The 20,281-nt window shown below is 43.1% G+C and carries 14 protein-coding genes and 1 pseudogene; 6 read left to right on the top strand and 9 right to left on the bottom strand.

Features of this window, described 5'->3' with window-relative positions:
* Positions 1 to 9: 9 nt before the first annotated feature.
* Together betB and betI are read right to left on the bottom strand one after the other, a co-directional pair.
* The gene (gene betB / locus J699_RS02800) at positions 10 to 1,482 is read right to left on the bottom strand and encodes a betaine-aldehyde dehydrogenase (protein WP_032868102.1); all 1,473 of its coding nucleotides are present in this window, start codon (positions 1,480 to 1,482) and stop codon (positions 10 to 12) included.
* Positions 1,475 to 2,101, bottom strand: a complete 627-nt coding sequence (gene betI, locus J699_RS02805) for a transcriptional regulator BetI (RefSeq protein WP_005228886.1) — start codon at positions 2,099 to 2,101, stop codon at positions 1,475 to 1,477. The genes betB and betI overlap by 8 nt, the downstream gene beginning before the upstream one ends.
* A 264-nt stretch (positions 2,102 to 2,365) precedes the next feature.
* Between betI and J699_RS02810 the strand changes: the two genes are divergently transcribed.
* Entirely contained in the window at positions 2,366 to 3,976 is a 1,611-nt protein-coding gene (locus J699_RS02810; protein WP_005228887.1) for a BCCT family transporter, read from the top strand.
* Positions 3,977 to 4,092: 116 nt separating this feature from the next.
* Entirely contained in the window at positions 4,093 to 6,153 is a 2,061-nt protein-coding gene (locus J699_RS02815) for a choline transporter (protein ID WP_032868099.1), read from the top strand.
* Between the two features lie 54 nt (positions 6,154 to 6,207).
* On the opposite strand, the gene J699_RS02820 is transcribed toward J699_RS02815, so the two are convergent.
* The 3 genes and pseudogenes from J699_RS02820 to mqo form a co-directional block, all read right to left on the bottom strand.
* Positions 6,208 to 6,663: a hypothetical protein gene (locus J699_RS02820; RefSeq protein ID WP_005228889.1), complete on the bottom strand. Its 456-nt coding sequence runs from the start codon at positions 6,661 to 6,663 to the stop codon at positions 6,208 to 6,210.
* A 42-nt stretch (positions 6,664 to 6,705) separates the two neighbouring features.
* Positions 6,706 to 7,980 (bottom strand): annotated as a pseudogene (locus J699_RS02825) (MFS transporter); the annotation flags it as partial.
* A 63-nt stretch (positions 7,981 to 8,043) separates the two neighbouring features.
* Complete coding sequence (gene mqo / locus J699_RS02830; protein WP_032868093.1) at positions 8,044 to 9,684, bottom strand: malate dehydrogenase (quinone); 1,641 nt, start codon at positions 9,682 to 9,684, stop codon at positions 8,044 to 8,046.
* A gap of 773 nt (positions 9,685 to 10,457) precedes the next feature.
* Here mqo and J699_RS02835 point away from each other — a divergent pair.
* From J699_RS02835 to J699_RS02845, 4 genes are all read left to right on the top strand, one after another.
* Positions 10,458 to 10,841 (top strand): hypothetical protein, encoded by a 384-nt coding sequence (locus J699_RS02835; protein WP_032882963.1) that lies wholly within the window; start codon positions 10,458 to 10,460, stop codon positions 10,839 to 10,841.
* Between the two features lie 172 nt (positions 10,842 to 11,013).
* A complete protein-coding gene (locus tag J699_RS02840; RefSeq protein ID WP_228131912.1) occupies positions 11,014 to 11,631 on the top strand; it encodes a hypothetical protein in 618 nt (205 codons plus the stop codon).
* A gap of 367 nt (positions 11,632 to 11,998) precedes the next feature.
* On the top strand, positions 11,999 to 12,481 hold the full coding sequence (locus tag J699_RS0218890; RefSeq protein ID WP_228131911.1) for a hypothetical protein: 483 nt from the start codon (positions 11,999 to 12,001) through the stop codon (positions 12,479 to 12,481).
* A 699-nt stretch (positions 12,482 to 13,180) separates the two neighbouring features.
* Positions 13,181 to 13,741 (top strand): TetR/AcrR family transcriptional regulator, encoded by a 561-nt coding sequence (locus tag J699_RS02845; RefSeq protein ID WP_032868084.1) that lies wholly within the window; start codon positions 13,181 to 13,183, stop codon positions 13,739 to 13,741.
* Between the two features lie 113 nt (positions 13,742 to 13,854).
* On the opposite strand, the gene J699_RS02850 is transcribed toward J699_RS02845, so the two are convergent.
* From J699_RS02850 to J699_RS02860, 4 genes are all read right to left on the bottom strand, one after another.
* Entirely contained in the window at positions 13,855 to 15,285 is a 1,431-nt protein-coding gene (locus J699_RS02850; RefSeq protein WP_228131910.1) for a hypothetical protein, read from the bottom strand.
* Positions 15,286 to 15,461: 176 nt separating this feature from the next.
* Positions 15,462 to 16,745, bottom strand: a complete 1,284-nt coding sequence (locus tag J699_RS02855) for a ribonucleotide-diphosphate reductase subunit beta (RefSeq protein WP_005283645.1) — start codon at positions 16,743 to 16,745, stop codon at positions 15,462 to 15,464.
* Positions 16,746 to 16,888: 143 nt separating this feature from the next.
* Entirely contained in the window at positions 16,889 to 17,020 is a 132-nt protein-coding gene (locus J699_RS19270) for a hypothetical protein (protein WP_004655460.1), read from the bottom strand.
* A 69-nt stretch (positions 17,021 to 17,089) separates the two neighbouring features.
* Positions 17,090 to 19,930, bottom strand: a complete 2,841-nt coding sequence (locus J699_RS02860) for a ribonucleoside-diphosphate reductase subunit alpha (RefSeq protein WP_005283648.1) — start codon at positions 19,928 to 19,930, stop codon at positions 17,090 to 17,092.
* Between the last annotated feature and the right edge of the window lie 351 nt (positions 19,931 to 20,281).

Here is a 20,281-nt window from a genome sequence, read left to right as displayed (position 1 = left end):
GTGAGCGCATTAGAAAATGCTTTGATACTCACCTAACTCAACTTGAATCGATTTGATACGGGTGTAATGACCCAATGTGGTTAAGCCATTTTCACGGCCCACGCCTGATTGCTTATAGCCACCGACCGGCATTTCCGCAGGAGATTCACCCCAGGTATTGATCCAGCAGATGCCGGCTTCAAGCTGGTGAATAATGCGATGTGCCTTGGTAATGTCTTGAGTCACCACACCTGCTGCCAGACCGAAATCTGTGGCATTGGCACGGCGAATCACTTCTTCCTCAGTGTCATAGCTGAGAATGCTCATCACCGGACCAAAGATTTCTTCCTGCACAATTGCCATATCATCTCGGCAATCACTGAAAACGGTTGGTAATACATAGGCGCCTTTGGCCAGATCACCTTCAGTAGCACGGCCACCACCGATCAGAACTTTCGCACCTTGCTGTTTGCCAGACTCGATGAATGACAACACTTTTTCCATATGCGGGAAGCTGGTGAGTGGACCAAAATTGGTTTGCTCAGCCATTGGATCACCGATACGGATACGTTTGACTCGTTCCACAATCGCTGCTTCAAAATCAGCCAGCATGGCTTTTGGTACAAATACGCGCGTGCCGTTGGTACACACCTGACCTGAACTAAAGAAGTTTGCCATCACTGCAATATCCGCAGCGCGGTCAAGATTGGCATCCTCACAAATAACCAGCGGAGATTTACCGCCAAGCTCCATGGTCACTTCTTTCAAGGTTGAACCTGCAGCACTTGCCATGACTTTCTTGCCGGTTTCGACGCCGCCCGTAAACGAGATTTTTTCAATCACCGGATGTTCAGTCAGCCATTGGCCGATGTCACGACCTGCACCTTGCACCACGTTAAACACGCCGTCTGGCACGCCCGCTTCAGTATAGATTTCTGCAAGTTTGAATGCAGTCAGTGGTGTGGTTTCGCTTGGTTTGAAAATCATGGCATTTCCCGCAGCCAGGGCAGGGGCAGATTTCCACATGGCGATTTGAATTGGATAGTTCCAGGCACCGATCCCAGCCACGACACCGAGGGGTTCACGACGCGTATAGAAGAAGCTTGATTCACGCAGGGGAACCTGTTCGCCCTGAATGGCGGTTGCAAGGCCTGCATAGTATTCAAGTACATCGGCACCGGTTACGATATCGACAGTTGATGTTTCGCTGTAGGCTTTACCAGTATCGAGAGTTTCGAGCTGGGCAAGCTCATCATTACGTTCACGTAAGATATCAACTGCACGACGCAGGATACGGGAACGCTCCATTGCGGTCATGGCAGCCCAGATTTTCTGGCCTTGCTGTGCGCTTTGAACAGCCGCTTCAATGTCTTGTTGTGAGGCTTGTTGAAGTGTTGCGATCACTTCACCGTTGGCAGGGTTAATACTGGTAAATGTTTTACCACTGGTCGCTGCGACATAACGTCCGTGGATATACAATTGATGAACTTGTGCATCACTCATTCTGTTTCTCCTGCAAAGGCTTGTTCGCAAATTGCAATTGCGTTTTTACATAATCGTAAGCAATGGAACGGGCTAGCTGGCTGTCAAACTCATCATGACTGCTTAAACTGCCACGTAACCATAATCCGTCAATCAAAGCCGCCAGTCCGCGGGCGGCAATGCTTGCCTGCTGTTTATCATCGACCAACATGAGGAAATAATGTTTCAGGTTGGAATACAGGCGTTGATCATTAATTCGTTGTAAACGTCCAAGTTCGGGAAGGTGCATACTGGCAGACCAGAAATCTAACCAGACCCGCATGGCTTGTTTGTTGACCTGACTGATATCAAAGTTGGAATCAATAATTGCCTTGATCTGGCTTTCTGGATGTGGATCTGCTTCGGTTTTATATTGGTCAGTTTTCTGACGTAAAACGTTGAGCATTTCCTGCATACAGGTATTAATTAATCCCTGTTTGTCACCAAAATAGTGACTCACAATACCGGTTGATAGCTCGGCCTTTTTTGCAATCTGTGCAATGGTGGTATTGGATAACCCCACTTCAGAAATCACATAAAATGCGGCGTTAATGATTTCTTCACGTCGCACATGTTCCGGTTTTACTCTACGCTTTGTCATGCTTATCCATTTAAAGCCCTGCCAAGGTGCTTTTTATTCAACATTTCTCAATGTAGAGCATCATAACATTTTTTTATCATACTTTTTATTGATTGAACGTTCAATCAATAAAAAGTATAATCTGTAAAAATCAATGAATTTTTGCTAGGCAAGAATAGAACTAAAGTAATAAATGAAGGCTTCTTATGGATAAGCAGGTAAGGGTTCAATAGAACTTATCTTGTTATTTTTTAAGAAGGTACACCAATTGCAAGGAGCAAGAACATGGTGTCAAAAAGTAATGAAGGATCCGCATCCGAACCGATACGTTTAAATTTGTTTGTTTTTTGGAGCTCCGCAATCAGTATTGGCATTTTTGGCCTGTTGTTTGTGCTGTTTCCTGAGCAAAGCCAGTTCTGGCTGACCTATGTCCAAGGACAGGCCAACCAGCTATTCGGCTGGTATTACATGCTGGTCATTATTCTGTGTCTCGGTTTTGTGGCCTGGCTGGCATTTTCGCGGGTCGGACAGATTCCATTAGGGCGCGATGACGACAAACCCGAGTTCGGTTATCTGGCCTGGGTGTCGATGCTGTTTTCAGCCGGAATCGGGATTGCCTTGCTGTATTACGGCGTGGCTGAACCGGTGGACCACTTTTTGCGCCCCCCGGAAGGGACCGGCGGTACAGTACAGGCAGCACGCGATGCCATGATGTATAGCTTCCTGCATTGGGGCATACATGGCTGGGTGCTATATGCCTTGCTCGGTGTGACGCTGGGTTATTTTGCCTTCCGTCTGGATTTGCCGCTGGCCTTGCGTTCTGCACTGTATCCGATTTTTGGTGAGCGTATTTATGGACTGGTCGGTGATTTTGTCGATGGTTTCGGCATATTGGCGACTGTCATTTCTCTGGTCACCAACCTCGGTATTGGTGCCTTGGTGCTGGTATCAGGGCTGCACTATCTGCTCCCTGACATTCCCAATAACAATACAACATTGATTGCTGTGGTGTTATTGATGATGTTTGTGGCGACCATTACCACGGTGGTCGGCATTGAAAAAGGTCTGGCCTGGCTGTCTCGTATCAATCTGCGTTTGCTGTATGCCTTATTGTTATTTGTCTTCCTCACCGGCCCAACCAATCATTTACTCAATGGTCTGGTGCAGAACACCGGGGATTACCTTGATCATTTCATTGCCAAGAGTTTTGATATGTATCTCTACAATGGCAAGGCAAGTGAGTGGCAGGGTGCATGGACGGTGTTTTACTGGGCATGGTGGATTGCCTGGGCGCCATTTGTCGGCATGTTTATCGCGCGTATTTCTAAAGGCCGTACCATTCGTGAAGTGGTGCTGGGCGTGTGTCTGGTGCCGCTGGGCTTTACGCTGGCCTGGATCTCGATTTTTGGAAATACCGCCATTGACCTGATTTTAAACCAGAAGCAGCAGGCGCTCGGCGATATGGTACTGACCGATGCGGCTTTATCGCTATTCAAGCTTCTCGAATATTTACCATTCAACCCCTATATTGCTGGCATTGTTGTGGTGATTTGTTTCGTATTGTTTTTGACCCCAGTGGGTTCTGGTACACTCATGATCGCAAATCTGTCCTCGAAAGGGGGTAGCAATGAAAGTGATTCGCCAATTTGGTTAAGAGTTTTCTGGTCGGTGGTGATTACCATTGTCAGTATCGGTCTGCTTTTGGCAGGGAGTTTCCACTCCATGCAAAGCGCGGTGGTACTCTGTGGTTTGCCATTTTCCGTTATTATTTTGCTGTATATGTTTGGGTTGGCCAAAGCCCTGAAGCAGGATGCTTTTCGCCCTCAACCACCGCAAACAATAGCACCAGTAACTCCGCCATCACATTTTGCAACTGAAAAATCAGAAACATTGTAATTTGGGTAATGACTTTTATTTTTCATTTTTTATTCAGTCCAGTCTTTTCATTGAAAATGCAATGGAAAGACGAGGTTGAATATTTTCTTTTTGTTCTCTAACTCCCTGAGGATTGTATGGCAACAGATAATCCAAGAGCGGTTGATGATTCTACATTAGCGAATAAAGATCATTTGAATCGTGTGGTCTTTTATGTTTCAGCTCTACTTATTTTAACATTTGCACTGGTTACGATTTTTTTTAACGACTTCTCCAACCACTTATTGAATGTGGTACTGGCCTGGGTCAGTGATAAATTTAGCTGGTACTACCTGTTAGCAGCGACGCTTTATCTGGTCTTTGTGGTGTTTATTGCCTGTTCGCGTTATGGCGATATCAAGCTTGGCCCGAAGCATTCCAAACCTGAGTTTAGCTTATTGAGTTGGTCGGCCATGCTGTTTGCGGCCGGGATCGGCACAGACTTGATGTTCTTCTCGGTTGCAGAGCCGCTCTCCCATTATATGAATCCGCCTGTGGGCGAAGGCCAGACCTTTGAGGCGGCCCGTCAGGGTATGGTGTGGACACTGTTCCATTACGGTTTAACCGGTTGGGGCATGTATGCACTGGTCGGGATGGCATTAGGTTACTTTAGTTATCGCTATAACCTGCCACTGACCATCCGTTCAGCCTTGTACCCGATTTTCGGGAATAAAATTGATGGCCCGATTGGTCATACCGTGGATACTGCCGCCGTAATCGGTACCATTTTCGGTATCGCGACGACCTGTGGTATTGCGGTGGTACAGATCAATTATGGTCTGCATGTACTATTTGGCCTGCCTGAGAATCTGTGGATTCAGATTGCCCTGATTGGCCTTGCGGTAATCGTCACCATTATTTCAGTGACAGCAGGGGTCAATAAAGGCATCAAGATTTTATCTGAAATCAATATCTATGCTGCCATTGGCCTGATGCTGTTTGTGTTGTTCCTTGGCAATACCGAATTCCTGCTCAATGCACTGGTACAAAACTTTGGCGATTACATTAGCCGATTCCCGAGTCTAGCACTAGAAAGCTTTGCCTTTGACCGTCCAAAAGACTGGATGAATAGCTGGACCTTGTTCTTCTGGGCATGGTGGGTGGCGTGGTCTCCATTTGTGGGCCTGTTTCTGGCGCGTATTTCGCGTGGTCGTACCATCCGTGAATTTGTCTGCGGTACCTTGATCATTCCATTATTGTTCACCATTACCTGGTTATCCATTTTTGGCAATAGTGCCTTACATAGCGTGATCTTTGATGGAAATACGGCACTGGCACAAACAGTATTGACCAATCCTGCGCATGGTTTCTATGACTTACTGGCGCAATATCCGGGCTTTGCCTTTATTGCGGGCATTGCCACCATTACAGGTTTGCTGTTCTATGTGACTTCGGCAGATTCTGGCGCTTTGGTACTGGGTAACTTCACCACCAAATTCTCCAATGTCGATAATGATGCACCGCGCTGGTTACGGATTTTCTGGGCCACTGCAATTGGCTTATTGACGGTTGCCATGCTGATGGCAAACGGCATTACCGCCTTGCAAAGTGCCACTGTCATCATGGGCTTGCCATTTAGTTTTGTCATGTTGCTGGTCATGGCGGGGCTGTATAAGTCCTTGCGTTTGGAAGATTATCGTAAAGCCAGTCGCAGCCTGAATGCAGCGCCTGTGGTGGGTAATGTTGATATTCTAAACTGGAAACAACGTTTATCGCGTGTGATGCATCATCCCGGCAGTAGCGAGACCCAGCGCATGCTCGACAGCGTGTGTAAACCTGCGGTGCAGACTGTAGCAGATGAACTGGTCAAGCGCGGTATGAGTGTTGAAGTCACGCAAGGTGAAGTGGAAGACAGCGATACGCTGTATCATCTTGATCTGACCATTTACATCGAAGAAGAGCATAACTTCGTGTATCAGATCTGGCCTGTGCGTTATATCGCACCGACCTTCAGTGAGCGCGGAAAACGTGGTAAGCAACATTACTACCGTTTAGAGACCTTCCTGTATGAAGGGTCGCAGGACAATGATCTGGTCGGTTATACCAAAGAACAGGTGATTAATGACATTCTGGACAAGTATGAACGTCACATGACTTTCCTGCATATCAACCGCATTAGTCCCGGTAACCGTCCTTTGTATCCTGACTCGCAAGACTAGTCTGATCCAATAAAAAAACCTCACAGCATGTGAGGTTTTTTTATTAGCACGTTTTTATAAAGCGCCGTGTTGTTGCCAGGTTTCACCGGTTTCATAGGGTGCATATTTTTGTTTTAATTCATGCAACGACTGGCTTTGATACAGCGCAAAGATGATCATGATCAGGAATAAACCTGCCAGTTTGATCAGGCGTTTATTCTTATACTCATCGGAATATAAGTAAAAAATACAGTAGAAGGCGACAATCAGATAAGTACAGAATAATGAATTCAGCACCAGATAAATCAACAATACCGCAGTCAGTGCAGTAGCGATTCGGTTTTTTAGCACGGTTGCATGAAGGCTGAGTACATTTAAAATCAGTAGGCCCAAAGCGGTCCAGAACAGATAGGCACTGCCGCCAATAATCACGATATAGACCGATTGCAGGCACAACAGCACCAGCCATACAAAAATGGAAACAAGAATAAACCTGGATGCGCCAGAAGACGCGGGCAACGTGTGTTTCATATGACTTACATTGATTTTTTCTAAACAGCGATATAAAAGAATTTAAAAACGAAACTTAAATAACTCTTTGCTTCTGCTTCGGGTTATCGCCACGCAGAGCAAAGAAAGTGTACCGCCAATCAGCATTGCTGGGACTACGCTGAAAAAGCGTGTCATCACACTGGACTGCAAGGCGCCTAGCTCATTACTAGACGTGACAAAGATGCCATTAATGGCCGCAATACGTCCAAGCATGTCCTTGGGAGGGATAAGTTGCAGTATGGTTTGACGGATGACAATGTTGATACTGTCACAAGCCCCCATGATAATGAGAACTGCGACAGAAAAATAGAGGTGTCTGGTAACAGCGAATAACAATGTGCAACAACCAAATCCCGCAACCGCCAGCAGCATGATCTGCCAAGGTCTGTGTTTCGGGGGATAACGCACCAGAACGATCATCATGATCAGGCCACCAAACGCAGGCGCAGCGCGCAATAGACCAAAACCGTCGGCGCCGATATGCAATACATCCTGTGCAAAAATGGGAAGCAGGGCAATGATGCCACCAAAAAAGACCGAGCCCAGATCAAGAAACATGGCCCAGAAAATAATTTTGGTTTTAAAAATAAATTGCAGTGCCTGTTGCAGGCTTCGGGAAATCGTTTCAGTCTGGAGTTGAGGAAACTCTCGTGTTTGTAAGTTCCATAACGCGATACTGCCAGCAGCAAATAATCCGACAATAACGCCAAAGCTAATATCCAGATCGAAATGCGCCAGCAAAAAACCACCGAGCACAGGGGCAAGGATGCCACTGGCCTGCCAGCACATACTGGTCCAGGTTGCAGCATTGGTATAAAGATGTTCAGGTACCACAAAAGGTCGTAACGAGTTAAAGCATGGGCTATAAATGCCGCGAATGCAGCCAAATAAAAATAAAATGCTAAAGCTGGAAATTACTAACACCGTAGTGGTGATTTTTTCAGATTGAAACAGATCAAAACACAGCCATAAAGCGATGGAAAGGGGAATGGCCATGCTAAAGCTGATCTGTAAAATACGCTGCCGGTTAAAACGGTCGGCAATATAACCGCCCCATAAAGAAAGTGCCAGAAAAGGTAAAAAATCCATGATTCCGACCAGCCCCAACAGCAGCGGATTCTTGGTGATCTGATACAGATGAAAGGCAATCAGCACTTCCTGAATCAGCACCGCAAAAGTTAGGCAGCATTGATTGATGGTCAATAACTTGAAGTCACGACAGGCAAATGCGGCAAAAGCAGATGGGCTTGTAGCAGAAGACATAGATTTAAAAAGATAGAGAGAAAATAAAAAAACAGCGAGAAAATAAAAAAAGGGAAGAGCCGAAACTCCTCCCTTTTAATATGTTCCTACACGGAATTACTGAGCAACAGCTTCAGCTTTTACCGCTTTTTTTGCAGGAACCATATTGGCTGGGGTCGTATAGTTCAAGCCAAGTGTTGAGCTTGAATAATGACGGATTTGATCAAGCAAGGCTGGATCATTGGCAAGGTCTTGACCATAAGAACGGATAATCTCATGCAACTTGTCATTCCATACACCTTTAGTTTGCTCAGGGAATGCTTTTTCAAGCAGGTTAAGCATGATGTAAGGTGAGGTCGATGCACCTGGTGAAGCACCAAGTAATGCAGTTACAGATTTATCTTTAGAGGCAAAGATTTCTGTACCGAATTGCAATTTAGCTGGTTTACCCGGCTCTTTCTTGATGATCTGAACACGTTGACCACCTTGTTGTAGATGCCAGTCTTTCGGATCAGCTTCAGGATAGTATTTTTTCAACTCGTTGAAACGGTCAGCATCCGACATCAATACCTGGCTTACAAGGTACTGAACCAGATCAGCATTTTGTAGACCAATCGCTGCCATTGGCAACACATTGTTCTTGTTGGTTGATGCAAGCAAATCAAGCTGAGAACCATTTTTCAGGAACTTGTTTGAATAGGTTGCGAATGGGCCAAACAGTACATATTTTTTACCGTCGATATAACGGGTATCAATATGTGGCACAGACATTGGCGGCGCACCAAGATCAGCACGGCCATACACTTTAGCAGTGTGTTTTGCTGTTACTGCTGGGTTGTCAGTGACAAGGAACTCACCACCTACAGGGAAGCCAGCATATTGTTGCGCTTCTGGTAAGCCGGTCATTTGCAAGAGTTTGATTGCAGCACCGCCCGCACCAATAAACACAAAACGCGTTTTCACATGATCAACTTTGCCAGATTTTACATCTTTAAAAGCCACAGACCAGGTGTTGTCATCGTTTTTGCTGATGCCCGTCACTTCAGTTGACGTGCTGAGTTTGAAGTTTGGACTCTTTTCAAGGTTGCCAATCAACTGCTTGGTGATTGCACCGTAGTTCACGTCAGAACCAACGTCCATACGGGTTGCAGCAACTTTCTGTTGAGGATCACGACCGTCCATCACCAATGGTGCCCATTGTTGAATTTCAGCTTTATCTTCACTCATTTTCATGCCAGCGAATAACGGGTTTTGAACCATAGCAGCATAACGCTTTTCCATAAAGTTCACGTTATCGCCCCAGACAAATGCAATATGCGGCACCGGGTTAATGAAGGTATTTGGCGTTTCGAGTACACCTTGCTTTACTTGATAAGCCCAGAACTGCTTTGCAATTTCGAACTGGCTTGCCACGTTGATGGCTTTAGAAATGTCCATTTTACCGTCTTTTTCTTCGGTATAGTTCATTTCCATAAAGCCAGAGTGACCAGTACCCGCATTGTTGAAACCGTTTGAACTTTCTTGTGCTACTGCATCAAGACGCTCATACATGCGGATGTTCCAGTCGGGTTGTAATTCGTTGAGGTAAGTCCCCAAGGTGGCACTCATGATCCCGCCGCCGATGAGTACAACATCGACAGTCGGTTCGTCATTTGCTGTTTTAATTGCCTTAGACGCAACTGGTCTAAAAAGAAAGGCAATTGCAATAATAATTAGTACCACGAGCAGTACTAATAAATATTTCCAAAATTTTTTCATTCAATTTACCTTAAAAATTAAATGACGCTCTATATGACAGAGCATATAGAGAGAAAGAATTTAAATGATGATACAGACGCAATTAAAGGCACATCAGTCAAGGGGTGACCTTGTCACTGACGTTAGAGGAGTTAGTTCATGAATTTTACTTTAAATTAGACAGTGTTTTGGTTAACCAATGTTTCAAAATGTAGTAATCAAGTGGCTTTTAATTATTTTATGTATTTATTTTGTATAAAATACTGGAAAATCTCTGATTTATCGTTTAGAGAAATGTGTCACATTTTGATCAAATAACAATAACTTTGTTTGCTTCACTGGTCTGAAAATTTTTAAACCTAAGCTGAGGTCATTCGTATTGCGTCATGCTCGACAGTAATGCATGGTTAAGCAGTTTGTTATTTTAACTGAATCGACCTGATTTTTGTGAATCGGGTTGCAGTATCCAGTGGAATAGTTGTCATCCATTTTGACCAAGCTGAACAAAATCCCAAAGTCGCTTGATGTTGCTGTCTGATAACGATAGTGAGACCCGCTCTTCAATCCTGCCTGTTGTATATATCGATAGCTCAACTGCTGTGATCAATACAGATGAATATCTTCTAGAATTAGAATGCTCCTGAATTAAATCAGTACTACGAAAAACTTAAAATATTGCCTATTACCTTACTTATTTTAAAGCTGTATTTTAAAGAATTTCAAAAGTATATATAAAATGAATAAAGTCTAAAAAAATATAATAGAAACTTTTATATGAGTAAAAGTTATTCGGTATGTACAAAAATCAAATCCTGTTTATCTTTATCATGATGTTGTGCTGTGGCTGTATATCCAGTTTAAATCCGGTCGGTGCCAAGCCGGTGGAAAGATTTGAAAAAGTGTTTACCGAAACGCACCTGATCAAGAGCAAAACCACAAAGACCGATGTTATTGCGTTGTATGGCACCACACGAGATAAAACCTTATATCCCGATAACACTGAAATATGGAACTATTATGCAGAACAATCCAGCCCTGCAAACGTGGCGATAGGTGAGCTAAACAGCTCGACAGGTTCTGACAAGTACAACCCGAAATCTTATCGTGAAAACCCTGCTTCAATCGCCATCTATTTTAATGCTCAGGCGGTTATGAGTGGTTATGCCATTTCGGATTAATACAGATGACCTATTTTATATATCCCAATCTTGATTAGATTTGGGATTTTAAATCCTAAGTTGTAAATGTTTTAATAAGCTTGTGAAAATCATCGCCAAAAAAATAATTATGATATGCATTTGCTCTAGTGCTTAGTAAAAGTAAATTAATTATCAAGTTGTTTAGAGGTGAATGATGAAAAATAATACCAATATTGGTGTGGTGAATGGCAATAATAATAATTTTAAGCAAACCATCTATCAAGGTGGATGTCCAGACCATTCATCAGAAGAATCAACCCTAAAGGGTATTACCTTTCTGGCTGGACTTTTCGTACTGATGCTGTTCATCATGATGTTTTATCTGATCTATTTTGAACAGATTTTCTTTTTTCTCAAACTCTTTATTGTGCTCACTGTAGTGCTATTCGTATTTAAAATCATTTATCCGTTTATGAATAAACAGCAGGATTTTCAGGAGATTACCGAATCCGTGCTGGGGCTGTTTTTTGCTGGATTATTGGTTGTCATGGTGAACATGACCGAGAAAGCCATGCCACAACAAATATTGATATTTGCTGAAGAATTTAGATCAAACGCTGGCAGTGTCTGGAAGCAGGCTTGGCAACTGTGGAAGCATTTTAAGCCATTGGGACATAAAATCATTCTTTGCAATATAGGCGCGACCTTAAGTTTAATCATCGGACTTTGCTGCAATCTGCTGTATAGCTTTAACCTGTTTAAGCCTTTTACCCCGGTGTTGGCGGTGCTAATGAGTCTGGCTGCGTATTGGATGCTGGTACTTCCTTAGTCAAAAAAATCAAACTGATAGAGCTAGCTGCCAAGTTATTTTTAAAATTTAGCTGATAGGTGTTTATCGCAACAATTTAAAATCAGGCTAAAAAAATTACCTACTATAGTAATTGCAAGCTCGTTGCTACTTCTATATGGAAGTCAGGTTGAAATGCCAGGGCTATTTATATTCTGTAGCTTTTTTTAGATCTATAAATTTATTCAATAAACAGAAGGAGGGCGTTTTGAAAGATAGAACAAAGACAAACACTGCGAAAAATAATAATCATGCTGCTCAGTATCCTCATTCATGCTACATCAAGAGCATGAGAGGTTATGTAAATACTCAATTCTCAAATACGATGGCTATCTGTTTAGGCAGTTTCATGGTAATGCTCATCGTTGTGATGAACTATCTGATCTATTTTGATCAATTTCATTTTTTTCTTTTGATGATTGCGATTATCGGTGCACTGCTACACTTTTTAAAACTGGTCTACCAAATATTTGATATTTTAGATAATACTTATCATTATCGGGATTCAATTGATCCTTTATTGGGATTGATGCTTTCAGCTGTGCTGGGATGGTTGGTGAGCAGTATTGTAAATGCCATGCCTTTATCGATTCTGGTATTTGCAGAGCAATTTGTTACTGGCTCAAAGCATTATCAGAACTTAAAGCTTTGGCAGCATTATAACGGCACGGAACACCGAATCATTTTACAAAGTATGTGCGCCACGTTATTTGTGCTGATCGGGCTGGTCTCTAATTTACTCTATGGATTGATGAAGGTTAAACGTTTGAGTTCATTGATCAGTGCCATCGCAATTTTCTCAGCTTATCTGCTGGTGTGTTTGTATACATAAGTAGGGTTAAAGCCATGCTGATCAAGTAATGGTTATTGATAGTGCTTTGATCTGCGGGCCACCTCATTTGAAAAGAAGGGTGCGAATTATAAGGTAGGCTTTTATTATAAAGGGATCATAAAAACCCAAATAGGATTAATAAAATATACTTACATCATAAATTAAAAATATTAAATAATAAAAATAATTAAGTTGTTGAATATTAATAATAAACCTGTTTTTTACGATAAATCCGAACATTGACACCCATCAATACTCCGATTATTCTTTAAACGCTGGCCTACATGCCAGCCGGTTTTGACAGACCGTATCCTAAGTACATTGAAAAAACTTGTTTTTTTGATGTAGACTCGTTCGTCCCCCTTTTGTAGCGGTAGGGCGAAAGGGGGACGCCTCCGGGCGTGCTGATTCTTAGGTTCAGTCTGTCAACCCTCTTTCACCCTGCCACCATAACTCTTTATGCCTTGGCAGCGTTCCGAATTTTGTAGGAGTTGGCCATGTATCGTATTCTTATTTATCCTAAATAATGCTTGGTTGCGTTTAAATGCTTTTAGGCATTAGGTCATCATGACTTAAAAATCCAAATCAACAATAAAATCAGAGATGTGCTTGAGCCGTCTTTTCGGGCTTTTGTATGCCTTTTTTACCGCTAACACGTTGGCGGATACAGTGAGAACAAAAAAATTATAGGGACACTATATGTCGCATTTAGAAATTTCATTTCGCGCTTTAAAGGTGCTGGAGACTTCTCGAAAGTTGTTTAATGCTCATGGTTTTCATGGCGTCGGGGTTGATCTAATTATTGAGTCATCTCAAATCGCCAAAGCAACCTTTTATAAATATTTTCAATCGAAAGAACAGCTGATTGAAATGAGTCTGGGTTTTCAAACCGAAGCGCTTAAAGAAGACGTATTTGCGCTGATTTATCGGCAAAAACAGCTTACGCTGCATGAAAAACTGAAGCGGATATTCTTTTTACATGCGCATCTGGACGGGCCTTATCATTTGCCGTTTAAAGCGATTTTTGAGATTGAAAAGTGTTATCCGGCGGCTTATCAGATTGTAGTGAATTATCGGAAATGGCTGATTAATGAAATTTTTAAGCTGCTTTCAGCCAATTCGGCACATGCCTCTAAAAAGGATGCGCATATGTTTTTATTTGTGGTCGATGGGGCAATGATTTTGCTTTTGGGTGGCAGGAATGGAGTGGACGATCCAGAGCGGTTGATTGAGGGGTTTTTGGTAGGGTTGGGGAGGTGAATTTATCAATTCTGAATATGAGAGAGTTCTCAAGCCGGGATATCTCTAAAAATATTATTTCATAAATGTTAGATAGGCAGTACGGTGACTGCCTTAAATCCAACAAATCCTGTTTATTTTAGTTGATGACTATAAATATGGGTGTCTTTTTTATTTTCATACACTGAACCTTCTACCCAAAAAACTTGGTCAGAGTTTGCTTCAACGCCCAATACTTTGAGATAACCCTGAATTGCTAATTTTTGCCAAGATGTTCCCCAGTCTTTTGAGTAAAAGACTGCAGTTGCAGAAACTGTTCCGCCAGAACCTGCTGGTTTACGCCAGGTACTTGGCTGCAAAATACGCGCTGCAATGTGTTCACTCATTGTAGTAATCAAAAGTGCATCATGGGTTATCCAGATATCATAAACATATGAAGAACCGTTAAAAGGTGAAAAAGGGTGGGGTAAAGTTCCATGTATTTTCCAACTTAAATTTTCTGGGACTAACTCTGCAATTACATCCTGATCTTGATCCATTTGGTTCTGAATGGTAATAATTTTACCCTGAGTATTCTGTGCTAACTTCTTGATTGCTAAACCCTGAATACGTTTAACTTCCCCCATGATCCACTTGCCATTGACCCGATCAAGCTTGGCTCGGGTAGTCACTTGAAATGGGCCTGTGGTCAGAGCCTGACTGAAAATCTGTGTAACCCATAAGATTGCATGATCATCATGTGTCTGAGTAATAAAGGCTTTTATTTCTCCAAGATCATCGGCCTTCCAGTCAGGGTTTAAATTGGCTTTATCTGGAAGAGAAGTGATATCTAATAAAAGAGGGGCGGAAGCCATAATGGTTTCTATACTTTTACCTTGGTCTTTAGAAAAATAAAGTCCACTTGGCTGATTGGCTGCCAGTCCCTCTGTTGGTTGTTCAAAAGGAAAGTCTTTCCATGCCCAAAGAGCATTGTCTTTATATGCTGTAGGGCGGATTGTCCATGCCTGTTGTTGAACTGGGGCAAAAAAGCCCTCACTTTGAATTTTCCAATGACGACCTTGATCATCGCTACGGAATACGGCAGTTTGTTTTGAATAACCCTGTTGACCTTGATTAACATCTGTTAAGAGTAGGACGCTATTTAATATCGGTACCAAGCATCCAATACCTTGAAGGCGTGCAACTTCTTCAAAATATCCTTGATTATTGAGTTTTGAGACGTAAGTAATGGGTTCTTCCCGATTCATTCCCATAAAATTACTATACTCATCAGCTTCTTTGGCAGGGAGTAATGAATTTAGATTGAAAGACTTACTCGTTTCATCATCACTTAAATTTGGAGAATCATCTCGGGCAACTAACCATGTACCGCTAGGTGTTACTTTTATGCCAGTACAAAACTGTTGCATTTCTCTTTGAAAAGGAGTGTCTACGCTGGCAAATATTTGTTTTTGGGGTTTTTCACCAAACCACTCGTATTTTGCTGCGGTTATTATCGTAAGATAAAACCCTAGTATTATAAGAATTAAGAGGATAACAAACCATTTAAGGCGAAAGTAAGACATTGGATTCAAAAGCTCGTTATTTGTTATTGATAATCTAAGCGTCAGGTAAATGGATATTAAAATTTAAAAATATTTTTGCTATGGCAATGATGATATGCAAGATAAAAGATTTACAAACCCGCTTTTTATAGTGTTATGCCACGCTATTATTTTATAACAACGTGGCATAATTCAACTTACCAGCTTAACGCACCACCAGTTTGGTAATCCGTTACACGCGTTTCAAAGAAGTTCTTCTCTTTACGCAAGTCCATCATCTCAGACATCCAGCCAAACGGGTTGGTAACACCGGCAAACTGCTCTGGTAAACCAAGCTGCGCTAAACGACGGTTACAGATGAACTTCAGGTACTCTTCCATCATGCTTGCATTCATACCCAATACACCACGTGGCATAGTGTCACGCGCATATTCGATTTCAAGCATGGTGCCTTCAAGAATCATTTGAATCACTTCTTCCTGGAACTCGGCCGTCCACAAGTGCGGGTTCTCGATCTTGATCTGGTTGATCATGTCGATACCGAAGTTCAGGTGCATAGACTCATCACGCAGGATGTACTGGAACTGCTCGGCAACACCGTTCATCTTGTTACGACGGCCCATACTCAAGATTTGAGTAAAGCCACAGTAGAAGAAGATCCCTTCAAGTACACAGTAGAATGCGATCAGGTTACGAAGTAAACGCTGGTCGTTTTCAGGTGTACCAGTGTTAAACGTCGGATCACTTAAAGACTGCGTATACTTCAAGCCCCAAGATGCTTTACGCGCAACAGATGGAATCTCGCGGTACATGTTGAAGACTTCGCCTTCGTCCATGCCCAAAGATTCGATACAGTACTGGTAAGCATGGGTATGAATCGCTTCTTCAAATGCCTGACGCAAGATGTACTGGCGGCATTCAGGGTTGGTAATGTGACGGTAAATCGCCAATACCAGGTTGTTTGCAACCAGTGAGTCTGCAGTCGAGAAGAAACCTAAAGAACGCATGATGATGGTACGCTCATCTTCGGTTAAGCCATTTTCAGATTTCCAAAGCGCGATGTCATGGTTCATGTTGACTTCTTGCGGCATCCAGTGGTTTGCACACCCGTCAAGGTACTTCTGCCAAGCCCACTCGTATTTGAATGGAACAAGCTGGTTCAAGTCTGCACGACAGTTGATCATGGCTTTATCATCAACCTGAACGCGCTGAGCGCCCATTTCAAGTTCTTCCAGGCCAGGGGCAACGTCTAGGTGTTCTAGGGCTGCAGATGCTCGAGCCAGCGAATCGGCTGAATCTGTTGATCGCACGGTACTGGTTCCAGCGGGTTGTGCAGCTGCCACGCGCGGCGATGATTGCTCTGAATCAGATACCACTTGCGTATTAACCGTTTTTTGCGTGTCGATGGGCGCAGACTTGTGTTCAGGTGCAGTCGGTTTTTGCGAATCATCTTCAAAATCGTCCCAACTAAGGATAGACATATCAATTCTCTCTTCGTTGCTTTATATCTTTTATGAAGACATCTCAATCAAGAAGATGTCCTTACTATACGCTCAATTTGTGTAAGCAAAATTAAGTTTTATTGATTGATTTTTTAAAAGTGACTAGTCGTCACTCGCAATCCCTAAGACTTATTTTGATTACGCTGTTGTCTACGTATTTTAAAAAACGCGTAAACGAGGGGGATATAAAACACTAGAAAGGCACAAATCAGCACTATCACACCAAATTGATAATTATGACTGAGATGGAACATGATCTATGCCTCTATAGATTTAAATCTTGCAAGGCCCTTCCAGAGAGAGAAGGGCGTATGCGGATTTAATTACTGACAAGCTTCACAGTCTGGATTGTCGATCGAACAAGCCATTGGCACTGGTGCTGCTGTCGTAAAACCATCTTCTTCAACTGGAGTTTCTGGTTTTTTCTCTGCAACCGCCGCAGGTGCTGCTGCAACAACCGGAGCTTCAACCGATGCCGGTTTTACTGCATTGAGTGCACCGGTATTGATGGTTGATTTCTCGGCAGAGGTTGCACCTAAAGCTCGGAGGTAATAAGTGGTTTTAAGACCACGTAACCATGCCATCTTATAAGTGATGTCAAGTTTCTTACCGTTCGCGCCAGCGATGTACAGGTTCAATGACTGCGCCTGGTCGATCCATTTTTGACGACGAGAAGCAGCATCAACGATCCAGCGGGTATCCACTTCGAATGCAGTTGCGAAGATGGCTTTTAATTCCTCAGGAATACGCGCAATCTTTTGCACCGAACCTTCAAAGTGTTTCAGGTCATTCACCATCACGCTATCCCAAAGACCGCGCTCTTTTAATGCACGAACTAGGTAAGGGTTGATTACGGTGAATTCACCAGATAGGTTCGACTTCACATACAAGTTCTGGAAAGTCGGCTCAATCGATTGAGACACGCCACAAATGTTTGAAATGGTTGCAGTCGGTGCAATTGCCATCACATTCGAGTTACGCATACCGTCTTTTTGAACTTTGGCACGTAATGTGTCCCAGTCTAAACGTTGGGTACGATCCACTTCGAACATGCGTTCCGGACGTGATTTGGCAACGATTTCCAAAGAGTCGATTGGCAAGATACCTTGATCCCACAATGAACCTTTGAATGTCGAATAAGCACCACGTTCGATTGCAAGATCACTTGACGTTTGAATTGCGTAGTAGCTGATTACTTCCATTGATTCGTCAGCAAAATCAACTGCTGCGTCAGAACCGTAAGCAAGATTCATTTCATACAATGCATCTTGGAAGCCCATGATCCCCATACCCACTGGGCGGTGTTTCATGTTTGAGTTTTTCGCTTGTGGTACCGCGTAGTAGTTAATGTCGATGACGTTATCGAGCATACGTACCGCTGTTTTAATGGTACGAGCAAGCTTCTCACGGTCTAACACACCACCTTGAACGTGTTGCACAAGGTTGATCGAACCAAGGTTACATACCGCGATTTCGTCTTGGTTGGTGTTTAAGGTGATTTCTGTACACAAGTTCGATGAATGTACCACGCCCACGTGTTGTTGTGGTGAACGCAAGTTACATACATCTTTGAACGTGATCCATGGATGACCTGTTTCGAACAACATCGAAAGCATTTTGCGCCATAAGTCTTTGGCACGTACTTTCTTGTGTAGCATGTTTTGTTCTTTTGCGACTGCTTCGTAGTGTGCATAACGCTCAGCAAATTCAGCACCGGTCAAGTCATGCAGGTCTGGTGTTTCAGAAGGGGTGAACAGGGTCCATTCCGCATCTTCAAATACACGTTGCATGAACAGGTCAGGAACCCAGTTTGCAGTGTTCATGTCATGGGTACGACGACGGTCATCACCGGTGTTTTTACGTAGCTCCAGGAATTCTTCAACATCCAAGTGCCAGGTTTCAAGGTATGCACAGACTGCACCTTTACGCTTACCACCCTGGTTAACCGCAACCGCTGTATCATTCGCAACTTTCAGGAATGGTACAACACCTTGAGATTTACCGTTGGTGCCTTTGATATAAGAGTTCAAGGCACGTACAGGGGTCCAGTCATTACCTAAACCACCTGCCCATTTTGAGAGCATGGCGTTGTCACGCATTGCACCATAAATGTCATATAGGTCATCACCGATGGTGGTTAAGTAACAGCTTGATAACTGTGGACGTAATGTCCCTGAGTTAAACAGGGTCGGTGTAGACGCCATGTAATCGAAGCTCGACAATAAGTCGTAGAATTCGATCGCACGGTCTTCTTTATGTTCTTCGTTGAGTGCAAGACCCATCGACACACGCATAAAGAATAATTGTGGTAATTCGAAACGTACGCCATTCGAGTGAATGAAGTAACGGTCAAATAAGGTTTGTAGACCTAAATAAGTAAACTGGTTTGAGCGCTCTGGCTTGATTGCTGCGGCCAATTTTTCAAGGTCAAAGTCAAGCAGGTCAGCAGAAAGCAGATCAAGCTCAATACCTTTCTTGAGGAAGGTTTCTAAAGCATTGCCTTCTGGTGTATCTGAAGGTAGACCTAAGAATTCAAGACCTGTGCTGACCAATTCATTTGATAATAAACGTGCAGTCACATAAGTATAGTTTGGCTCTTGTTCGATACGGGTACGAGTCGCCATCATCATCGTGGTGGCGATGTCGCTTTCTTTTACGCCGTTATAGAGATTCTTTACGGTCTCATCCACGATCGCCTGAACATCGATCCCTTCCAGGCCTTCACTTGCCGTCTGGATGGTTGCAGTCAACGCATCAAGATCCAATGGCTGGAGCTGGCCATTGTTATCAGTAATCTGAAGGGTAGGGTGATGGTTCGCACCAGTTTGCTGACGGGCACTTGCGCGTTGGTCACGATAGATCACATAGGCACGGGCAACTTTTTGCTCGCCAGTACGCATCAGGGCCAGTTCAACCTGATCCTGAATTTCTTCGATATGAATCGTGCCACCCGAAGGTAAACGACGGTTAAATGTGTTCATAACCATTTCTGTCAATTGGGTGATGCGGTCATGGATACGACTAGAGTCGGTACCTTGTTGACCTTCAACAGCCAGAAATGCTTTCCCAATCGCAACAGAAATTTTCTCGGCATTAAATGGCGCAATCTCACCGGTGCGCTTAATGACCTGAAGTTGGCCAGGAGTAGAAGTGATGATGCTCATGTCAGCATAGCTCCATTATCATCTATTTTTATGTTCATGGACCGTTTGAATCGAGCAAAAAGTATGCCACGATGTTTGAGGGATAAACACAATACTTAGTGGTTAAAGTTTATTTTCAACACAAGATACGGGATTTTTAGCAGTAGATCAATCCTTGACATTTTAGTAAATTTTTTTTCATGTCTTAACTGCTGAATTCACAGGGACATAGCATAACAAAGCCGTTAAAAAAGGCTTATAGATAACTCTGTGGATAACTCAAAAAACAGACACTTAAATTGTTATAGGCGAAGAAAGAAACAAATTGTTTAAGATTGGCACAAAATCTATACTAAATATCCATCCTGAAGA

The sequence above is a fragment of the Acinetobacter sp. 1000160 genome, from assembly GCF_000588715.1.
Taxonomy (GTDB): Bacteria; Pseudomonadota; Gammaproteobacteria; order Pseudomonadales; family Moraxellaceae; genus Acinetobacter; species Acinetobacter courvalinii.
This window is presented reverse-complemented; position numbering and strand designations above follow the sequence as displayed.

What these genes read in the sequence shown, in the direction of transcription:
- betB (WP_032868102.1), bottom strand. Translation starts at nt 1,482, where the DNA reads ATGAGTGATGCACAAGTTCATCAATTGTATATCCACGGACGTTATGTC.
- betI (WP_005228886.1), bottom strand. Translation starts at nt 2,101, where the DNA reads ATGACAAAGCGTAGAGTAAAACCGGAACATGTGCGACGTGAAGAAATC.
- J699_RS02810 (WP_005228887.1), top strand. Translation starts at nt 2,366, where the DNA reads ATGGTGTCAAAAAGTAATGAAGGATCCGCATCCGAACCGATACGTTTA.
- J699_RS02815 (WP_032868099.1), top strand. Translation starts at nt 4,093, where the DNA reads ATGGCAACAGATAATCCAAGAGCGGTTGATGATTCTACATTAGCGAAT.
- J699_RS02820 (WP_005228889.1), bottom strand. Translation starts at nt 6,663, where the DNA reads ATGAAACACACGTTGCCCGCGTCTTCTGGCGCATCCAGGTTTATTCTT.
- mqo (WP_032868093.1), bottom strand. Translation starts at nt 9,684, where the DNA reads ATGAAAAAATTTTGGAAATATTTATTAGTACTGCTCGTGGTACTAATT.
- J699_RS02835 (WP_032882963.1), top strand. Translation starts at nt 10,458, where the DNA reads ATGTACAAAAATCAAATCCTGTTTATCTTTATCATGATGTTGTGCTGT.
- J699_RS02840 (WP_228131912.1), top strand. Translation starts at nt 11,014, where the DNA reads ATGATGAAAAATAATACCAATATTGGTGTGGTGAATGGCAATAATAAT.
- J699_RS0218890 (WP_228131911.1), top strand. Translation starts at nt 11,999, where the DNA reads ATGGTAATGCTCATCGTTGTGATGAACTATCTGATCTATTTTGATCAA.
- J699_RS02845 (WP_032868084.1), top strand. Translation starts at nt 13,181, where the DNA reads ATGTCGCATTTAGAAATTTCATTTCGCGCTTTAAAGGTGCTGGAGACT.
- J699_RS02850 (WP_228131910.1), bottom strand. Translation starts at nt 15,285, where the DNA reads ATGTCTTACTTTCGCCTTAAATGGTTTGTTATCCTCTTAATTCTTATA.
- J699_RS02855 (WP_005283645.1), bottom strand. Translation starts at nt 16,745, where the DNA reads ATGTCTATCCTTAGTTGGGACGATTTTGAAGATGATTCGCAAAAACCG.
- J699_RS19270 (WP_004655460.1), bottom strand. Translation starts at nt 17,020, where the DNA reads ATGTTCCATCTCAGTCATAATTATCAATTTGGTGTGATAGTGCTGATT.
- J699_RS02860 (WP_005283648.1), bottom strand. Translation starts at nt 19,930, where the DNA reads ATGAGCATCATCACTTCTACTCCTGGCCAACTTCAGGTCATTAAGCGC.